This is a genomic window from Pseudonocardia oroxyli (genome assembly GCF_900102195.1).
GTDB lineage: Bacteria > Actinomycetota > Actinomycetes > Mycobacteriales > Pseudonocardiaceae > Pseudonocardia > Pseudonocardia oroxyli.
Window position 1 is genome coordinate 260828 of the sequence record NZ_FNBE01000003.1, and the last position, 18435, is coordinate 279262.

The following is an 18435-nucleotide window of genomic DNA, read 5'->3' on the forward strand; positions in this document are numbered from 1 at the left end:
CACGCGTCAACGGGCCGCGCCCGGCACCGCTGCTCGGGCGTCCCAAGCGTCACTCAGCGGCGCTTGGGCGTCCCACGCGTCAACGGGCCGCGCCCGGCACCGCTGCTCGGGCGTCCCAAGCGTCACTCAGCGGCGCTTGGGCGTCCCACGCGTCAACGGGCCGCGCCCGGCACCGCTGCTCGGGCGTCCCAAGCGTCACTCAGCGGCGCTTGGGCGTCCCACGCGTCAGCGGGCACCCCGACCCGCTCAGAATCCCGCTCCCGCCGACCACCGCGGCCCGACCTCGGCCCACTCCCGGGCCCAGGCCCGGTGGTTCAGTGCGGCGCACCGGGCGCGCACACCGGCACGCACGCCGGCGAGCAGCAGACCGCCCGCCAACAGCACCAGCAGACCGCCGACCACCGAGGTCACCGCCGCCTGGGTCTCGGTCACCGGGGGCGGGGCGAGCGCGCCCGTCCGGTCCACCCAGATCGGCACGGACGTCTCCGCGGGCTGCGGGCCCATCACGGGCACGGTGCCGGTGTGCAGGGACCCGTCGGGGCCGGTCCAGGTCGCCGGCACCGCGGCACCCACCCCCGGGCTCATCGTCGCGTCCAGCCCGGGCGACGCCTCGACGGGCGCCGTCAACGTCGCGGTGACCGCGACCCGGTCGACGGCGTCGTTCGCGGCCTGGCGCACACCGCTGCCGTGCAACGACACCGAGGTCAGCACCGCCAGGACGACGGCGAGCAGGGCGCCCGCCGCGACCAGCACGCCCGTCGCGCGCTCGACCCGGTCGGTCCGGCGACGCGGGAAGGGGTCCGCGGGCGCCGAACGCGGCGCCGGTGTCTCGTGGGGCTGCTCGTTCTCGCCCGGCCACGGGGAACGCACGTCAGGGTCCTCTCGGGAGCGACGGTTGCACGACGGTCCCTCCACCGTGCGCTCACGCGCGCGCCACGGCAACGTGGGAGTGGCCTGCACGACCGTGGAATGTGTCACTCCCGGCGAACGGCTGTTCACCCTGCGTGGGCGACCGCTCACCGGTTCGGGTCGACTCCCGGCAGCCGGGGGGCACCCCAGGCCAGCGCCAGCAGCAGGCGGGCGCGCAGGTCGGGATCGTCGAGTCCGGGCCCGAAGAGCTCGTAGAGCCGCGCCAGGCGGTAGCGCACCGTCTGCGGATGGACGTGCAGCTCTGCGGCCATGGCCTGGCGATCACCCAGATGTCGCAACCAGGAGACCAGGGTCTCGCAGAGCCGCTCGCGGGAGGCGGGCGCGGCGCCCTCGAGCGGGCGGAGCACCTGGGCGCGCAGCACCTCCAGCAGCCGCGCGTCCCGGTGCACGATGATCGCGTCCAGGTGCTCCTCCGCGAAGACCGGGTCCTCGGGCAGCACACCGGAGCGCTGCAGCCGCGCCGCCACCTCGGCGATGTGCAGGCTCGCCGGCAGCCGGTCCGGCGGGACCGTGGGCCCGACGACGGCGCGGGTCCCGCGCAGCAGGTCGGCGAGCCGCTGCCTGCGTCCGCCCTGGGCGGGATCGGGCACGATCGCGCCGGGCAGCCGCACCCGGTTGATCAGCAGCGTGCCGGGGTCGAACCGGGACAGCACGCCGTGGCCGAGCAGGCTGTCGTCCTGCACGAGGACCACCGCGACCTGCTCGGGGACCTGCCACTGCGCCCGCACCGCCGCCGCGGCCACCGCCGCCTCGGTGGCGCGGTCGGACAGCAACAGGTCCACGAGCTCCTCGCGCAGTCGCTCCCGCGCCACCGCGGCCTCGGACTGCTCCAGCACGAACCCGTGTGCGGCGGAGGAGGACAGCCGGTCGACGAACGCGAACACGCCCTCGGCGAGGGTCGCGAGCGGCCGCGGCCCGAGATCGAGCGCCACGGCCACCTCCGCGACGTGCCGCCAGAACACCCGGGCGCCGAGCTGGAACGCGGAGAGCAGGCTGGAGACGTCTCGGCCCTCCCGCCACTGCATCCGGCCGATCTCCTCGAACAGCTCCTGTTCGCCGATCCCGATGCCCTCGGCCGCCTCCGGTCCGACGAGCCGGTGCACCACGTGCACGGCGGCCGCGGCGACTTCGTCACGGTTCGTGTCCAGAAATCGCGCATAATCGGGCCATTCGGGCAACAGCGCGGCGCCGACCTCCCGCATGACGGCGGGGACGCGGCCCAGGAGGGCCTCCACCAGCCGGTCGGGTGTTACGGGGGCGCTGTCCACACCGGAGGTTCTACGCCCATCGTGGCAACCCGTGCGACATATTTGTGCGCGCGTGACAATTCGTACCCGAGAGAATTGAGGAAATCGGGCAAGCCCGCTCGCCGGAACTGCGACACGATCATGGCGTGGTCCGGGGGAACGCGGTCGGTGACACCGCGGGGACGGCAGACGCCGCCGCCGCGTCGTCGAGCGCCCGAGTGCGGTCCGCCGAGGCCGCCGAGAACTTCCCCGTCGCGCTCCGGGTGCTGCCCACCCGGCACCGCACCCGGCTGCAGGCCGTCTACGCGGTCGTCCGCACCATCGACGACCTGGGCGACGAGGGGCCCGGCACACCGGCCGAGCGGGTCGCCGCCCTGGAGGCGTTCCGCGCCGACCTGCACTCCCCCCGGCCCCGATCCCCCGTCCTCGCCGCCCTGGCCCGGGACGCCCCGGACCTCCCGACCGAGCCGTTCGACCGGTTGATCGTCGCGAACGTGCAGGACCAGCACGTCGCGAGCTACCCGACCTGGGACGCGTTGCTCGGCTACTGCGCGCTGTCCGCCGACCCGATCGGTCGGATCGTGCTCGCCCTGTTCGGCGCCGCACCCGCCGATCCCACCTCCCCCGTGCTGCGCGCGTCGGACGCCGTCTGCACCGCCCTGCAGGTCCTGGAGCACTGCCAGGACGTCCGGGAGGACCGGGTCCGGGGCCGCGTCTACCTGCCCGCCGAGGACCTGGACGCGTTCGGGGTGGCGGTCGAGGAGCTCGACCGCCCGGTGGCGACGCCCCGGCTGCGCGCGCTCGTCCTGTACGAGACGGAGCGCGCGGAACGGCTGCTCGACGAGGGCGCCGCCGTCGTCGGGGCGCTGCGCGGCTGGGCCCGGCTCGCCGTGGCGGGGTACGTCGCCGGGGGCCGCGCCGCCGTCGACGCGCTGCGGCGGGTGGACGGCGACGTGCTGGGCCGCGCCGAGGAGGCCGCCCACAGCCGCCGACGAGACGTCCTGCGCCACCTCCCCCGGGCCGCGAGAGCGAGCCGCCCATGACGGACACATCCCGCACCGACCCCGTCCCCACCACCGCCGACCGCCGCGACTACGCCCGAGACCTCCCCGCCGCCTACGCCGCCTGCGAGGAGATCACCCGCCGCGAGGCCCGCAACTTCTCCTACGGCATCCGGCTGCTCCCCGCCCCCAAGCGCGCGGCCCTGTCCGCCGTGTACGCCCTCGCCCGGCGGATCGACGACATCGGCGACGGAGACGTCCCGGGCGCGGCGACCGCCGAGGCGAAGCTGGCGGCCCTCGAACGCATCCGGGTGTCGGTGCAGCAGATGCGCGCGGGCCAGCCGGATCCCACGGACCCCGTGCTCGTCGGGGTGCACGCGGCCGTGCACCGCTACCCGATCCCGCTCGGCGCCTTCGACGAGCTGGTCGACGGCGTCGAGGCGGACACCCGCATGGACGACGAGGCGCAGCGGACCGGCGAGCCCGCCCGACCGCACGCCACGTTCACGGACATGGAGATCTACTGCCGTCAGGTCGCGGGCTCGGTCGGGCGGCTGTGCCTGGGGATCTTCGGGTCGCGACCGGACGCGCGGGCGAGCGGGTACGCCGACCGTCTCGGGATCGCGCTGCAGCAGACCAACATCCTGCGAGACGTCCGCGAGGACCTGCTGAACGGGCGCGTCTACCTGCCGACCGACGAGCTCGCCCGGTTCGGCGTCGACCTGCGCCTGGACGAGCACGGGGCCCTCGCGGACCCCGACGGCGCCCTCGCCGCCTACGTCCGCTTCGCCGCCGACCGCGCCCGCGGGTGGTACGCCGACGGGTTGGCGCTGCTCCCGCTGCTCGACCGGCGCTCCGCCGCCTGCGCCGGGGCGATGGCCGGCATCTACCGCAGGCTGCTCGACGAGATCGCCGCCGACCCGGCCTCCACCTACACCGGGCGGCGCTCGCTGTCCGGCGGGGCCAAGCTCGTCGTCGCGGCCCGCGCGCTGATGGGCCGCTCGTGACCACCCCCCATCCCGTGAGTGGCGATGGTCGCCAGGGCGACCATCGCCGCTCACGGGTGGGGGTGGTCGGCGGCGGGCTCGCGGGGCAGGCCGCCGCGCTCGCGCTCGCGGACGCGGGGGCGCACGTCGTGCTGCTGGAGGCCCGGGCCCGGCTCGGCGGGGTCGCCGGGTCCTTCCGCCGCGGCGACCTCGACGTCGACACCGGACAGCACGTCTTCCTGCGGTGTTGCACCGCCTACCGCCGCTTCCTGCACCGGATCGGCGCCGAGCACCTCGTCACGCTGCAGGACCGCCTCGACATCGCCGTCCGCTCGCCGACCCGGAGCGCCCGGCTGCGCCGCAGCACGCTCCCCGCGCCCCTGCACCTCGCGGGCGCGCTGCTGCGGTACGGGCACCTGAGCCCACGCGAGCGCCTCGGGCTGGTCCGCGCCGCCCTCGCGCTGGGGCGTGTCGACCGGGACGACCCGGCCGTGGACGCGGTCTCCTTCGGCGCCTGGCTCGCCGCCCACGGGCAGGGCGCGCGGGCGGTCGACGTGCTCTGGGACGTCGTCGGCATCGCCACCCTCAACGCCCGCGCCCAGGACGCCTCGCTCGCCCTCGCCGCCACCGTCTTCCAGCTCGGCCTGCTCGACCGCGCGGACGCGGGGGACATCGGCTGGGCCACCGCCCCGCTCGGCGCCCTGCACGACGACGCCGCACACCGCGCGCTGACCGCGGCCGGCGTCGAGATCCGCCGGTCCACCAAGGTCGCGGGGCTCCGCCGCGCGGGCGGGGCCTGGCTGATCGAGACCGGCGCCGGGGAGGAGACCGCGGTGGACCGCGTCGTCGTGGCCGTCCCGCCCGCGGCCGCGGTGCGGATCCTGCCCGCGGGGACGGTGCAGGACGACCTGGGCACCACGCCGATCGTCAACGTCCACGTGGTCTACGACCGGCGGGTCCTCGCGGAACCGTTCGTCGCGGGCGTCGACAGCCCGGTGCAGTGGGTGTTCGACCGGACGGCTCAGTCGGGCGCGGCGGCGGTGTTCGGCCCGGCGGCGCAGTACCTGGCCGTCTCGCTGTCCGCGGCGAACGACCTCCTCCCCCGCACCGCCCAGGAGCTGCGGGAACACTTCGTCCCAGCGCTGGCGGCGCTGCTGCCCGCGGCCCGCGACGCACGGGTGCTGGAGTCCTTCGTCACCCGCGAGCCGCACGCCACCTTCCGCGGCGCCCCGGGCCAGGCGGCGCGGCGCTCCGGGCCCCGCACCGCCCACCCGGGCCTCTACCTGGCGGGCGCGTGGACCGCCACCGGCTGGCCGGCGACCATGGAGGGCGCCGTCCGTTCCGGTGCGCACGCCGCCGAGGCACTCCTGCAGACCGACCGAGTGGACGTGGAGGTTCCCGCATGAGCACCCCCGACACCGTGACCGTGGACGGACCCGGCCTCCGCGACGACCCGTCCCGACCCGGACCGGTCGACGTCCCGGCGCTGCTGGCCCACTCCCGCGAGACGGTCGGCCCGGCACTGCGCGCGGCGGTGGCCCGGCTGGACGTCTCCAGCCGCGAGCAGGCCGAGTACCACCTGGGCTGGGTCGAGGCAGACGGCTCACCGGGCCGCGGCGGCGGCAAGGCGGTCCGGCCCGCGCTCGCGCTGCTCTCGGCGGCCGCGGCCGGGGCTCCCGCGGAGACCGGGCTGGCGGGCGCCGTGGCCGTCGAGCTGGTGCACAACTTCTCCCTGGTCCACGACGACCTGATGGACGGCGACCGGGAACGCCGCCACCGCCCCACCGTCTGGGCCCGCTGGGGGGCCGCGAGCGCGATCCTGTGCGGCGACGGGCTGCTGACGCTGGCGACCGAGGTCCTGTTGGAGGACCGCTCCCCGCACGCGGCGGCGGCGGCGCGCCTGGTCGCCGTCACCACCCGGGAGCTGATCCGGGGCCAGGCCGAGGACGTGGCGTTCGAGCGGCGCGCGGACGTCGGCGTGGACGAGTGCCTCACGATGGCCGCGGGCAAGACCGGCTCGCTGCTGGCCACCAGCGCGGCGATCGGGGCGGTGCTGGCGGGTGCCCCGACGGCGGCGGTCCGGGGGCTGTCGGACTACGGGATGGCCGTCGGGATGGCGTTCCAGCTGGTCGACGACCTGCTGGGGATCTGGGGCGACCCCGCGGTGACCGGCAAGCCGGTGCTGTCGGACCTGCGCTCGCGCAAGAAGTCCCTGCCCGTCACCTTCGCGGTGCAGCGCGGGGGCGCGGCGGGCCGCGAGCTCGCCGCGTGGCTCGCGCACACCGGCGAGCAGACAGACGCCGAGCTGCGGGCCGCCGCGGACCTCGTGGAGCGGGGCGGCGGCCGGGAGTGGGCAGGCGCCGAGGCCCGACGCCGGATGGTCGCCGCCGAACGGGCCCTCGCCGGTGCGGGCCTCGCCGCCGGACCGCACGCCGAGCTGCTCGCGCTGGGCCACCACCTGATCGACAGGGAGTTCTGATGACGCTCACCGCACCGGAGAGCCGCACCCCGTCCCGCACCGCCACCCGCACCCCGACCCGGACGGCCCGGGAGACGCTCGACGCCGCCGTCGGGTTCCTGCGGTCGATCCAGGACGAGCGCGGCTGGTGGCAGGGCGACCTCGAGACGAACGTGACCATGGACGCCGAGGACCTGCTGATGCGGGAGTTCCTCGGCATCCGCACCGCGGAGGAGACCGCCGAGGCGGCGCGCTGGATCCGCTCCCAGCAGCGCGCGGACGGGACCTGGGCGACCTTCGCGGGCGGTCCCGGGGACCTCTCGACGACGATCGAGGCCTGGGTCGCGCTGCGGTTGGCCGGGGATCCGGCGGACGCCCCCCACCTGCGCCGCGCCGAGGAGTTCGTCCGCGAGGAGGGCGGGATCGAGCGGTCCCGGGTGTTCACCCGGATCTGGCTGGCCCTGTTCGGGCTCTGGTCCTGGGACGACCTGCCGAACATGCCTCCCGAGCTGATCTTCCTGCCGCCGTGGTTCCCGCTCAACGTCTACGACTGGTCCTGCTGGGCCCGCCAGACCGTCGTGCCGCTGACCATCGTCGCCACGCTGAAGCCGGTGCGGCCGCTGCCCTTCGGGGTCGACGCGCTGCGGACGGGCACCGCGCCGGAGCCCTTCGCGAAGCCCTGGACCTGGGCGGGCGCCTTCCAGCGGCTCGACGTGGGGCTGCACGCCTACGCCCGCAAGCCGGTCGGGCCGCTGCGGCGGCTCGCGATGCGCCGCGGCGCCGAGTGGATCCTGGCCCGCCAGGAGGCCGACGGCAGCTGGGGCGGCATCCAGCCGCCGTGGGTGTACTCGCTGATCGCGCTGCACCTGCTCGGCTACCCGCTCGACCATCCCGCGATGAAGGCGGGCATCGCCGGGTTCGACCGGTTCCTCGTGCGCAAGGAGACCCCCGAGGGGACCACCCGCATGCTGGAGGCCTGCCAGTCCCCGGTGTGGGACACCTGCCTGGCGGTGACCGCATTGCTGGACGCCGGCGTCCCCGCCGACGACCCCGACGTCGTCCGGGCCGCGACCTGGCTGCTCGACGAGGAGGTCCAGGGGGTCCGCGGGGACTGGGCGGTGCGCCGCCCGGACCTGCCGGTCGGCGGGTGGGCCTTCGAGTTCGACAACGACGGCTACCCCGACACCGACGACACCGCCGAGGTCGTGCTGGCGCTGCGCCGGGTCGCCGGGGTGCCCGTCGAGGACGCGGTCGCGCGCGGGATCGCGTGGACGGTCGGCATGCAGTCCGCAGACGGCGGGTGGGGCGCGTTCGACGCCGACAACACCCGCGAGCTCGTCACCAAGCTGCCGTTCTGCGACTTCGGCGCGGTGATCGACCCGCCGTCCGCGGACGTCACGGCGCACGTGGTCGAGATGCTCGCGCACAGCGGCCTGACCGGCACCGAGGCCTGCGACCGGGGGGTCCGTTGGCTGCTCGCGCACCAGGAGCCGGACGGCTCCTGGTTCGGCCGCTGGGGCACCAACCACGTCTACGGCACCGGCGGGGTGGTCCCGGCGCTGGTCGCGGCGGGCGTGTCCCGCCACGACCCGGCGATCCGGCGCGCGGTGCGGTGGCTGGCGCGGATGCAGAACCCCGACGGCGGCTGGGGCGAGGACATCCGCTCCTACGAGGACCCGGCGTGGCGCGGGCGGGGCGAGTCCACGGCGTCCCAGACGGCGTGGGGGTTGCTCGCGCTCGTCGCCGCGGGCGAGGCGGACTCGCCGCAGGCCCGCCGCGCGGTCCGGTTCCTGATGGACACCCAGCTCCCCGACGGCAGCTGGGAGGAGGAGCCGTACACGGGCACCGGCTTCCCCGGCGCCTTCTACATCCGCTACCGGCTCTACCGGATGACCTTCCCGGTCAGCGCGCTCGGCCGCTGGGTGCAGGAGGTGGGCGAATGAGCGCCCCGCTCGGTGCCGTGGGGCTCGCGCCCCCGGTCGTCTGCGCCCCGCTCGCGGTCGAGCAGGTGGCGCTGCGCGGCCTCGCCGCGTCCGCGCGGGTGGTGCGGACCGGGTTCGGGCCCGTGCGGTCGGCCGCGGCCGCGCGGTGGATCGGTTCCGCGGGCCCCCGGCCCGTGCTGGTCGCGGGTGTGGCCGGAGCGCTGACCGAGGGTGTCCGGCCGGGCGACCTCGTGGTCGCCTCCGAGATCCACTTCACCGACTTCCGCGCGCCCGTCCCGATCCCCACCGCCGCGGCCCTGGCGGGGGCGCTGCGCCGGTCCGGGCTCACCGTGCACCTGGGGCCGATCGTCTCCTCGCCGACCGTCGTCGACGGCGCCCGACGGACGGAGCTCGGCCGCGAGGGCCACCTCGCCGTGGACATGGAGTCCGGCTGGCTGGCCGAGGCGGCGGCGGGCGGGCCGTTCGCGGTCGTCCGGGCGATCGTGGACACCCCCGACACCCCCCTGGTCACGCCCGGGACCGTCACCCGCGGCTTCACGGCGCTGCGGGCCCTGCGCCGGGCCGCCCCCGTGCTGGGCGACTGGTTCGCGGCCGTGCGGCCGCGCGAGGTCGTGCTCGCCGAGCCGCGGAGCTTCTGCGCGGGCGTCGAGCGGGCGATCGACATCGTGGACCGCGCGCTCGACCGCTACGGCGCCCCCGTCTACGTGCGCAGGCAGATCGTGCACAACGCCCACGTCGTCCGCAGGCTCACCGAGCGCGGCGCGGTGTTCGTCGAGGAGCTCGACGAGGTGCCCGCCGGAGCGCACGCCGTGCTGGCCGCGCACGGCGTGTCGCCCGCGGTCCGGGCGCAGGCCGAAGAGCGGGAGCTCGCCGTCATCGACGCGACGTGCCCGCTGGTGGCGAAGGTGCACGCCGAGGTCAAACGGCACGTGGGCCGCGGCGAGACCGTCCTGCTCATCGGGCACGCCGACCACGAGGAGGTCGAGGGCACGGTGGGCGAGGCGCCCGCGGACGTCGTCGTGGTCGAGGACGAGGCGATGGCGCGCACGCTGACCGTCCCGGACCCGGACCGCGTCGCCTACGCCATGCAGACCACCCTCGCCGTGGACGAGGCCGAGCGGATCGCCGACGTGCTGCGCGCCCGGTTCCCCGCCATCGGCAGGCCCCGCCGGGACGACATCTGCTACGCCACCACGAACCGCCAGCGCGCCGTCCGCGCGGTGGCCGCCGACGTCGACCTCGTCATCGTCGTCGGCTCGGAGAACTCGTCGAACTCGCGGCGGCTGGCCGAGGTGGCAGGCCGCTCCGGGGTCCCCGCCCACCTCGTCGACGACGTCGGCGAGATCGACCTCGGCTGGCTCCCCGGAGCGGCGCGGGTCGGGGTCAGCGCGGGGGCGTCCGCGCCCCCGGAGCTGGTCGACGAGGTCGTCGCCTTCCTGTCCGCCCTGGGCCCGGCCGCCGTCACCACGCGGACGACCGGCACCGAGGACGTCGTCTTCACGCTTCCCAAGGAGGTCCTCTAGTGGGCATGCCGATGCGCCAGTCCATCCGACTCGGCACGTATCTGATGAAGCAGAAGATCAAGCGCGTGGACAAGTTCCCGCTCCTGGTGGAGCTGGAGCCGCTGTTCGCCTGCAACCTCAAGTGCAACGGCTGCGGGAAGATCCAGCAGCCCGCGCACCTGCTCAAGCAGCGGATGCCGGTCGAGCAGGCCGTGAACGCGATCGTCGAGAGCGGGGCGCCGATGGTGTCCATCGCGGGTGGCGAGCCGCTCATGCACAAGGAGATGGACGTGATCGTCCAGCGGCTGCTGGACCTCGACAAGATCGTCTTCCTATGCACCAACGCGGTGCTGCTGCCCAAGCACCTGCACCGCTTCACCCCCCACAAGAACTTCGCGTGGATGGTGCACATCGACGGGCTGCGCGAGCGGCACGACGAGTCGGTGAGCAAGGAGGGCGTGTTCGACCAGGCGGTCGAGGCGATCCGGATGGCCAAGGAGGCCGGGTTCCGGGTCAACACCAACACCACGTTCTTCGACACCGACACCCCGCAGGACGTCATCGACGTCCTCGACTACCTCAACGACGAGCTCGGCGTGGACCTGATGCAGATCTCGCCCGGCTACGCCTACGAGAAGGCCCCCGACCAGGAGCACTTCCTGGGCGTGCAGCAGACCCGGGAGCTGTTCAAGAAGGCCTTCGGGGACGGCCGCCGCAAGAAGTGGCGGCTCAACCACTCGCCGGTGTTCCTGGACTTCCTGGAGGGGAGGGTCGACCTGGACTGCACGGCGTGGGCGATCCCGTCGTACTCGCTGCTGGGCTGGCAGAAGCCCTGCTACCTGCTCGACGACGGGCACGTGAAGACCTACCGGGAGCTCGTCGAGGGCACCGACTGGGAGGCCTACGGGCGCGGCAAGGACGAGCGCTGCGCGAACTGCATGGCGCACTGCGGGTACGAGCCGTCCGCGGTGATGGCGACCATGGGGTCGCTGCGGGAGTCCATCCGGGCGGCCGTGAGCGTCTGATGGGGGTAACGGTCCGGGGCGTCACGGCGAGCACACATCGGGCACCGATGCCGTTATCTCCCCGTGACCCGGACCGCTACACTTCCGGCACTGCCACGCCCCCACTGCACAGGACTGGGCCCGATAAGGATGTGCATGCCGGACCACCGCACGCTGATCCACCTCCCGTCGCTCGGGTCACTCGTGCGCCACGCGGGCCGTCCCCTGCTGGAATCCACGCTGATCCCGCTGGCCCTGTTCTGGATCCTGTTCACCCACGCGGGGTTCGACGCCGGGGTCATCGGCGCGCTGTGCTGGTCCGGCCTGGCGATCGGGCGGCGACTGGTGCTGCGCCGCAAGGTCCCCGCCGTCCTCTGGCTGACGACGACGCTGCTGGTGGTCCGCACCGCCGTCGGGCTGTGGACGCACTCGGCCTTCCTGTACTTCCTGCAGCCCACGGTGCAGAACTTCGTGTTCGCCGGGCTGCTGGTCCTCACCCTCGGGCTGAAGCAGCCGCTGCTCGCCCGGCTGGCGGACGACTTCTGCGCCTTCCCGGACGCGCTCACCGAGCACCCCACGATGAAGAGCTTCTTCCGGAAGGTCTCGCTGCTGTGGGCCGCGGTCTTCCTGGTCAACGGGGTGACCACGCTCGCGGTGCTGGCCACCCAGACCGTCGGGAGCTTCCTGATGGTGTCCACGGCGGGCAGCTACTCGCTGGTGGCGGTGGGCATCGGCGTCTCGCTGTGGTGGCTGCACCGCTCCATGAAGGGCGAGGGCTTCACGTTCCGCATGGGCGCCCCGCGCCCGCTGCGCGTGGGCTAGCGGGTTCAGGACAGGCGCGTCGCGAGGGCGGTGAGCTCCTCGTCCAGGGTGTGCGCGCTGTAGGCACGAGCCCGCGCCGCCAGGGCCTCGCGCTCCTCGGGATGCGCGTGCAGCCTGCGGATGGTCGCGGTGACGTCCTCGGCGCGCGGGCAGACGACGCCCAGCCCGGCGGCCTCGGTCATCCGGGCGCCCGCCACGCCGTGGCCCGGGACCGGCATCGCGAACAGCACCGGGGTGCCGACGGCGAGGGACTCGCTCGCGATCATGCCGCCCGCCGTGGTCAGGACCAGGTCCGCGGCCGTGACCAGCTCCGGGACCCGGTCGGTCCAGCCGAGCGCGGTCGCCCGGTCCCGCAGCCGGCGGCGCAGGCCCTCGTTGCGCCCGCACAGCACCACGATCTCCTCGGCACCGCCCGCGCGCACCGCGTCGACCACGCCCTCGAGCCCGCCGAACCCCAGCGATCCGCCCGTGACCAGCACCGTGAACGCGGACTCGGGCAGGCCGAGCGCGCGCCGCGCGGCGAGCCGGTCCCCCGGCTGGAACCGCCGGTCGACGGCGGGGGCCGCCACCCGGACGTCCGCCGCCGGTTCGATCCCCTCGGCCTGGGCGCGCGAGGCGGGCAGCAGGGTCCAGGTCTCGTCGACCCCCGCCCAGACCCAGAACGGGTGCACGGCGACGTCCGTGACCACCGCGACCGTGCGGGCCGAGAGCCGATCCCGGGCCCGCAGCCACGCGAGGCCGCCGGAGATCATCGGGTACGTCGAGACGACGAGGTCCGGGTGCTCGGCGCGCAGCAGCGGGGCCAGCGACCGGCCGAGCCGGGCGGCGGCGACCCGCTTGCAGAGCCGGGCGAAGCGCGGGTGCCGGACGAGCAGGTCGTAGCCCAGGCCGTAGAGCGCGGGCGCGACCCGCATGGTGGCGGCGTAGCTCGCCCGCAGCAGGCGGTCGCGCAGCGGCCCCGCGGTGCTCTCCACCTCGTGCACCTCGGCGCCGGGCCACCGCTCCCGCATCCGCGCCGCCAGCGCCCGCGCGGCGGCCACGTGCCCCTCCCCGACGGGCGCGCTCAGGACCAGAACCCGACCCTCCACACTGGACATCCTACATGAAGTTACTGCTGGTCACCGGCAGCATGGGCGCCGGGCACCACGCCGCGGCCCGGGCCGTCGACGAGAGCGCGCGGCGGGTCTGGCCCGCCGCCGAGGTGACCTGGACCGAGACCCTCGGCGACCGCTCGGGCCCCCTGTTCCGGGCGGTCTACGCGGGCTGCGTCCGGTACCTGCCCTGGCTGTACGAGCTGTACTTCCAGCTGCTGTGGCACGTCCCGTTCTTCCGCGCGGGCACCCGCGCGGTGATCGGCCGGGTGTTCGCACGCAGGCTCGCCCCGGTCCTGGAGTCCGTGCGACCGGACCTCGTGGTCGCCGTGTTCCCGGAGGGGATCACCGGGCTGGCCCGGCTGCGCCGCCTCGGTCGCGCCCCCATGACGACGGTCGCCCTGGTCACCGACCCCGCCCCGCACCCGTTGTGGGCGTCGGCCGAGCTGGACCTGCACCTGGTGAGCACGGCCGAGGGCGCCCGGCTGCTGGACCGCGCCGCCCCGGGCGCGCCCGTGCGGGTGGCCGCCCTCCCCGTGGTCGCGGCGTTCGCGCCCCCGACGGGGACGTCGGCTGCGCGGGAGCGGCCCGTCGCGCTGGTCTCCTGCGGGTCGCTGGCCTTCGGGGACGTCGAGGCGATCTGTCGCGGCGCCGTCGACGGGGGCGCGGACGTGCTGGTCAGCGCCGGGCGGGTGGACTCGCTGCGGCGCAGGCTCGCCGGCGTCGCGGGGGTGCGGGCCGTCGACTGGATCGACGACCCGGCGGCGGCCACGCAGGCCTGCGACCTGGTGATCACCAACGGCGGCGGGGCCACCGCCCTCGAGGCGCTCGCCTGCGCGCGCCCGCTCGTCCTGGCCGATCCCCTCCCCGGCCACGGCCGGGCCAACGCCGCCGTGCTGGCGGCCGAGGGCCTCGCCCGCGTCGTCCACGGCCGGGCGGGTGTCGCCGCGGCGGTCCGCGCCCTGACCGACCCGGAGGAGCACGCCATCGTGGTGAAGACGCTGCGGCGCCGCGCGGAGTCCGACGACCTGGACGCCGATCTCGCCGCCGCCGCCCGAACCCGACCTCGGCCCCCGTCCGGGGTGCTCCGCAGGGGTGGGGAGCTCCTCCCGGCGGTGGCCCGGACGGAGCCCGACACGGGCGGGTTCAGCCGGGTCCGAGCCCCGGACGCGCTGTTCCTGCACGCCTCGACGGCCGCGGTCCCGCAGCAGGTCGGGGCCCGGATCACGGTCGCCGACGCCCCGGCGGACGGCTGGCCGGCCGCCCTCGCGGCCCTGGTCCGGGCGCGGGCGCCGCAGAACACCCTGCTCAACCGGGTCCTGGAGCCCGCGCGACCCGGGCGGCCGCTGCGCTGGCGGCACGTCCCGGCCCCGGACCCGGCGCGGCACGTCCGGCCGACCGTGTGGCGCCTCGGCCCGGACTCCGCGGCGGACTTCCCGGACGTCGACGCCGCCACCACCGCCTTCTTCGCCGACGCCCTCGACCCCACGGTGGGGTGGGAGCTGCAGGTGGCGCACGATCCCGCGGCGGGCACCCACCACGTCCTCGCCCGGGTGCACCACGCCCTCGGCGACGGCCTCGCGGTCACCGACGGTCTGATCCGGCTGCTCACCGACGACGGCGCGGGCACCCCGGCCGCGCGCCGCTCCGCCGCCACGGACGCGTCCGCCCCGAGGACCGCCCGGCTGCGGCACGGGCTCACCGTCGCCCGCGGGATCGCGAGCCTCGCGCTACAGCGGCCCGCGGGGCGATCGCCGCTGGTCGGGACCTCGCGGCCGGCACCGCGCCGACTGTCGGTGATCCTCGACGGCGCCGAGGTGCGCCGCGCGGCGCGCGCCCGCGGCGTCGGGACGACGGTCGTGGTGCTCGCGGCGCTCGCCCAGACCCTGCACGAGCAGCTCGGCGTGCCCGCCCGCACCCGCGCGATGGTGCCGCTGACCACCCGCACCCGGGCCGCCACGGGGACGCGCGCGGACGGCAACCGCACCGCCGCCGTGGCGCTGGACCTCCCCACCGGGCCGATGTCGCCCGCGGACCGGGTCGCCGCCGTCGAGCGGGCGCTGGCCCGGGGGTCCGCCGCCGGGCAGCCGGAGGGGGCCGCCGCCGTGCTGGCCGGGCTGGGTCTGCTGCCCGGGCCGCTGCAGGCCCCGCTCGTCCGCCTGGTCTACGGCAGACGGTTCTTCCACCTGATCGCGTCGGTCATGCCCGGGGCGCGGCGGCCGCTGCACATCCGCGGGGGCCTCATCACCGAGGTGGCGCCGGTGCTCCCGCTGGCGGACGGCGTCGGGGTGGCGGTCGGCGCGCTGCACTGGGGGCGCCACACCTGCATCGGGATCACCGTGGACACGGCGGTCGTTCCCGACATCGGGGGAATACCCGCCGGCCTCATCCGGTCGTTGAGGTGTATGCATCCGGGGGGCGTCCACGGGGGGTGAGGATGAACGGCGACCTGCTGATCGCGGTCCCGGCCGCCGTGCTGGGCGCGGCCGGGTTCGGTCTCGCGACGGCCGCGCAGCAACGGGCCACGCACGAGGTCGAGACCGCGGGCACACTCGACCCGCGGCTCCTCACCCGGCTGCTGCGCAGGCCGATGTGGCTGCTCGGCCTGTTCTCGACGATCGTGGCCCTGGTCCTGCAGCTGGTGGCGCTCTCGTTCGGGGCGATCGCGGTCGTGCAGCCCCTGCTGGTCACCGGGGTGGTGTTCGCCGCGGCGTTCTCCTCGCTGATGTCGCGGCGGCGTCCGGACCCGTTGATCCTGCTGGGCGCGCTGTTCTGCGCCGTGGGCATCGCGGCGTTCCTGCTGCTGGCCCGGCCGATCCCCGGCGCCCAGGAGCACATCGACGTCTGGAACGGGCTGCCGTTGGCCATCGCGCTGGCCGCGGCCGTCGTGGGGTGCCTGGTCTACGCGTCGGCGTCCCGGCACCCGTCGCGGGTGCTCGCGCTCGCGCTGGCGACGGGGATCATGTACGGGGTCACGGCGGGGCTGATGAAGGTCCTGACCGGCCAGCTGGCGGTGGGGTTGCTCGAGCCCTTCCACCACGCCACGCTCTACGCCGTCTGCGTGCTGGGGCCGATCGGCTTCCTGCTGTCCCAGAACACCTTCCAGCAGGGCCGCATGGTCTCGCCCGCGGTCGCGGTGATCACCAGCGCCGATCCGGTGGTCGCGGTGCTCATCGGCGTGTACTGGCTGGGCGAGCGGCTCGACTCCTCCCCCGCGCTGCTGGCCGGGCAGTGCCTCGCGGCGGTCGTGGTGATCGCCGGGATCACGTTCATCACCTGGCGCGGCGAGCACCTCCTGCACGAGTTCGACGCCGAGCGCCTCGCCACCGGGCGCGGCGGACACGACCTGGCCCCCGGATGAGGCTCGACGGCAGGCTCGCCCTGGTGACCGGGGCGTCGTCGGGGATCGGGCGGGCCGTGGCGCTGCGGCTGGCGGGGGACGGGGCGCGGCTCGTCGTCACCGGTCGCGACCCGGAGCGGCTGCGCGCGGTGGCCGAGCGCGTCGGCGGGCAGGCGGTGGTCGCCGATCTGGCCGACGGGGTGGAGGCGCTGGTCGCGGCGCTCCCGGGGCCGCCCGCGCTCGTCGTGCACAGCGCCGGGATCGGCCCCGGGCAGACCGCGGACGCCCTGCTGGACGTGAACCTGCGGGCCCCGATCGCGCTCACCCGGGCGCTGCTGCCCGGGCTGCGCGCGGAACGCGGGCACCTGGTGTTCGTGGCGTCGATCGCGGCGCTCGGGGTGGCGGGCGAGGCCGTCTACTCCGCGACGAAGGCAGGCCTGCGGGGGTACGCGGACGCCGTGCGGGCGGAGGTCCCCGAGATCGGCGTGACGACGGTGCTGCCGGGGATCGTCGACACCCCCTTCCACGGGACCGAGCGCAGGCCGTTCCCGCGCCCGGTCTCCCCCGACCACGTCGCCGAGGAGATCCTGCGGGCGGTCCGCCGCGGCAGCCCCGAGGTGATCACCCCGCGCTGGCTCACCCTCGGCGCCAAGGTGCACGGCATGGCCCCGGGGCTCTTCGCCCGGGCGCAACGCGGCTTCGCCGCCCGTGCGCGGTAAGTGGTGCTCTGGCACCACTTACCGCGCACGAGCGGCGCAGCCGCGACTCACCCCCAGCGTGGGGTGCCGTCCGGGTCGAGCCCGAGGCAGAGCTTGCCGATGAGCTCGTGGGCCATCAGCCCGTTGCCCGGGTGGAACCGGCCCATCCGGACGTCGCGGAACAGCTGCTCCAGCCTGCTCCGGCGGAAGGCGCCACCGCCCCCGCTCAGGTCCAGGGCGGTGTCGACGATGGAGAAGGCATTGTTGATCACCGTCTGGCGGGTGCCGACGAGTCGGACCGGCCAGTCGGGGTGGTCCACGCCGTCGGACCAGTCCCGGGCCGTGCGCTCCAGCAGGGCCTCGGCGGCGTCATAGGCCATCCGCATGTCGGACACCGCGTGCTGGACGCCGGGATGGTTCACCATCGACCCGCTCAGCGCGGCCGATCGGCGGCGCGGCATCGACTCGATGGTGAGGTCGAACGCCCGCCGCGCCGCGCCGAGGTAGACCGACGCGAAGCCGAGCAGCGCCCAGGCGAAGATCGCGACCTGGAAGGGCCCGGCGCCCGCGAACCCGGCCGGGCACACCAGCACCACCTGCTCGTCCGGCACGAAGGCGTGGTCCAGCACGGTGTCCTGGCTCTGCGTGGCGCGCATCCCGAGGGTGTCCCAGGTGTCCACGACCTGCACCCCCGGGTCCGCGCGGTCCACGAAACCGTGCACGATCCGCGGCGCCTCCGGGTCCGACACGTCCATGGCGTGGAAGCCGCCCAGGGTCCAGACCGGGCTGAGGCTGCCGAAGATCTTGTGGCCGTTGATCCGCCAGCCGCCGTCCACCCGCTCGGCCGTCGTCGTGGCGTAGAGCAGCGGGAACTCGTTGCCCGCCTCACCGTGCAGTGCGGCGAGGACCTCCCCCGCCGCGGCCCGCTCCAGGATCACCGCACACGAGTCGTCCCCCGCCCGCTGCAGGTCGGCGGCGACGCCGGTCCAGTACACGTGCATGTTCACGGCGAGGGCCGTGGCGGGCGCCACGGAGCCCAGGCGCCGGGCGAGCCGCGAGTACTCGGCCAGCGTCGCGCCGCCGCCACCCATCGCCGTCGGGACGGCGACGTCGAGGTAGCCGCAGGCCCGCAGCTCGTCGAAGTCCTCGGCGAAGAAGGCGTTCTCGCGGTCGTAGCGCGGCGCCCGCTCGTCGAAGCGGGCCAGCATGTCGTCCGGCAGGACGGTGCCGGTACCGGATTCGGTGGTGGCGGTCATGGCGGTCCCTCCGTGGCCCCAGGTCCTGCGGCGCGGGTCGTCGGGGCCCGACGCCGGGCCGGGACGCTACGCCGCGCGCCACGGCGCGCACATGCCCGGAATCAACCCCCTCCCACCCCTCGACCGGGGCCCGCGACGGCGGCACGATGGTCCGTCC

General features: G+C 75.6%; 15 protein-coding genes. 11 read left to right on the plus strand and 4 right to left on the minus strand.

Annotated features, from left to right (window positions below; all coding sequences use genetic code 11):
* Window positions 1–246: 246 nt before the first annotated feature.
* Together BLS43_RS06205 and BLS43_RS06210 are read right to left on the minus strand one after the other, a co-directional pair.
* On the minus strand, window positions 247–870 hold the full coding sequence (locus tag BLS43_RS06205; RefSeq protein ID WP_093078083.1) for an Rv1733c family protein: 624 nt from the start codon (window positions 868–870) through the stop codon (window positions 247–249).
* Between the two features lie 146 nt (window positions 871–1016).
* Window positions 1017–2198: a PucR family transcriptional regulator gene (locus BLS43_RS06210; protein ID WP_245707326.1), complete on the minus strand. Its 1182-nt coding sequence runs from the start codon at window positions 2196–2198 to the stop codon at window positions 1017–1019.
* A gap of 125 nt (window positions 2199–2323) precedes the next feature.
* On the opposite strand from BLS43_RS06210, the gene hpnC reads away from it, so the two are divergent.
* The 8 genes from hpnC to BLS43_RS06250 all read left to right on the plus strand — a co-directional run bounded on the left by hpnC (window position 2324) and on the right by BLS43_RS06250 (window position 11893).
* Complete coding sequence (gene hpnC / locus BLS43_RS06215) at window positions 2324–3220, plus strand: squalene synthase HpnC (RefSeq protein ID WP_176921190.1); 897 nt, start codon at window positions 2324–2326, stop codon at window positions 3218–3220.
* Window positions 3217–4185, plus strand: a complete 969-nt coding sequence (locus tag BLS43_RS06220) for a squalene/phytoene synthase family protein (protein WP_093078088.1) — start codon at window positions 3217–3219, stop codon at window positions 4183–4185. Before hpnC ends, BLS43_RS06220 begins: the two co-directional genes overlap by 4 nt.
* Window positions 4186–4199: 14 nt before the next feature.
* Window positions 4200–5570 (plus strand): hydroxysqualene dehydroxylase HpnE, encoded by a 1371-nt coding sequence (hpnE, locus tag BLS43_RS06225; protein WP_176921191.1) that lies wholly within the window; start codon window positions 4200–4202, stop codon window positions 5568–5570.
* Complete coding sequence (locus BLS43_RS06230) at window positions 5567–6643, plus strand: polyprenyl synthetase family protein (RefSeq protein WP_093078094.1); 1077 nt, start codon at window positions 5567–5569, stop codon at window positions 6641–6643. Before hpnE ends, BLS43_RS06230 begins: the two co-directional genes overlap by 4 nt.
* Window positions 6643–8565 carry a squalene--hopene cyclase gene (gene shc, locus BLS43_RS06235; RefSeq protein ID WP_093078097.1) on the plus strand — a complete coding sequence of 641 codons (1923 nt, stop codon included), beginning with the start codon at window positions 6643–6645 and terminating at the stop codon, window positions 8563–8565. Before BLS43_RS06230 ends, shc begins: the two co-directional genes overlap by 1 nt.
* Window positions 8562–10088, plus strand: a complete 1527-nt coding sequence (gene ispH / locus BLS43_RS06240) for a 4-hydroxy-3-methylbut-2-enyl diphosphate reductase (protein WP_093078100.1) — start codon at window positions 8562–8564, stop codon at window positions 10086–10088. The genes shc and ispH overlap by 4 nt, the downstream gene beginning before the upstream one ends.
* A complete protein-coding gene (hpnH, locus tag BLS43_RS06245; protein WP_093078103.1) occupies window positions 10088–11092 on the plus strand; it encodes an adenosyl-hopene transferase HpnH in 1005 nt (334 codons plus the stop codon). The genes ispH and hpnH overlap by 1 nt, the downstream gene beginning before the upstream one ends.
* Window positions 11093–11227: 135 nt before the next feature.
* Window positions 11228–11893 (plus strand): VC0807 family protein, encoded by a 666-nt coding sequence (locus tag BLS43_RS06250; protein WP_093078106.1) that lies wholly within the window; start codon window positions 11228–11230, stop codon window positions 11891–11893.
* A gap of 5 nt (window positions 11894–11898) precedes the next feature.
* On the opposite strand, the gene BLS43_RS06255 is transcribed toward BLS43_RS06250, so the two are convergent.
* Window positions 11899–12981 carry an MGDG synthase family glycosyltransferase gene (locus BLS43_RS06255; RefSeq protein ID WP_245707327.1) on the minus strand — a complete coding sequence of 361 codons (1083 nt, stop codon included), beginning with the start codon at window positions 12979–12981 and terminating at the stop codon, window positions 11899–11901.
* Between the two features lie 14 nt (window positions 12982–12995).
* Here BLS43_RS06255 and BLS43_RS06260 point away from each other — a divergent pair, with 14 nt between their 5' ends.
* Genes BLS43_RS06260 through BLS43_RS06270 form a run of 3 tightly spaced genes read left to right on the plus strand, consistent with a single transcriptional unit; the run spans window position 12996 to window position 17043 of the window.
* Entirely contained in the window at window positions 12996–15419 is a 2424-nt protein-coding gene (locus BLS43_RS06260; protein WP_093078112.1) for a WS/DGAT domain-containing protein, read from the plus strand.
* Window positions 15420–15421: 2 nt separating this feature from the next.
* On the plus strand, window positions 15422–16345 hold the full coding sequence (locus BLS43_RS06265; RefSeq protein WP_093078115.1) for a DMT family transporter: 924 nt from the start codon (window positions 15422–15424) through the stop codon (window positions 16343–16345).
* A complete protein-coding gene (locus tag BLS43_RS06270; protein ID WP_093078118.1) occupies window positions 16342–17043 on the plus strand; it encodes an SDR family NAD(P)-dependent oxidoreductase in 702 nt (233 codons plus the stop codon). The genes BLS43_RS06265 and BLS43_RS06270 overlap by 4 nt, the downstream gene beginning before the upstream one ends.
* 47 nt (window positions 17044–17090) lie before the next feature.
* Here BLS43_RS06270 and BLS43_RS06275 read toward each other — a convergent pair whose 3' ends face one another.
* A complete protein-coding gene (locus tag BLS43_RS06275) occupies window positions 17091–18278 on the minus strand; it encodes an acyl-CoA dehydrogenase family protein (protein WP_093078121.1) in 1188 nt (395 codons plus the stop codon).
* Window positions 18279–18435: the final 157 nt, after the last annotated feature.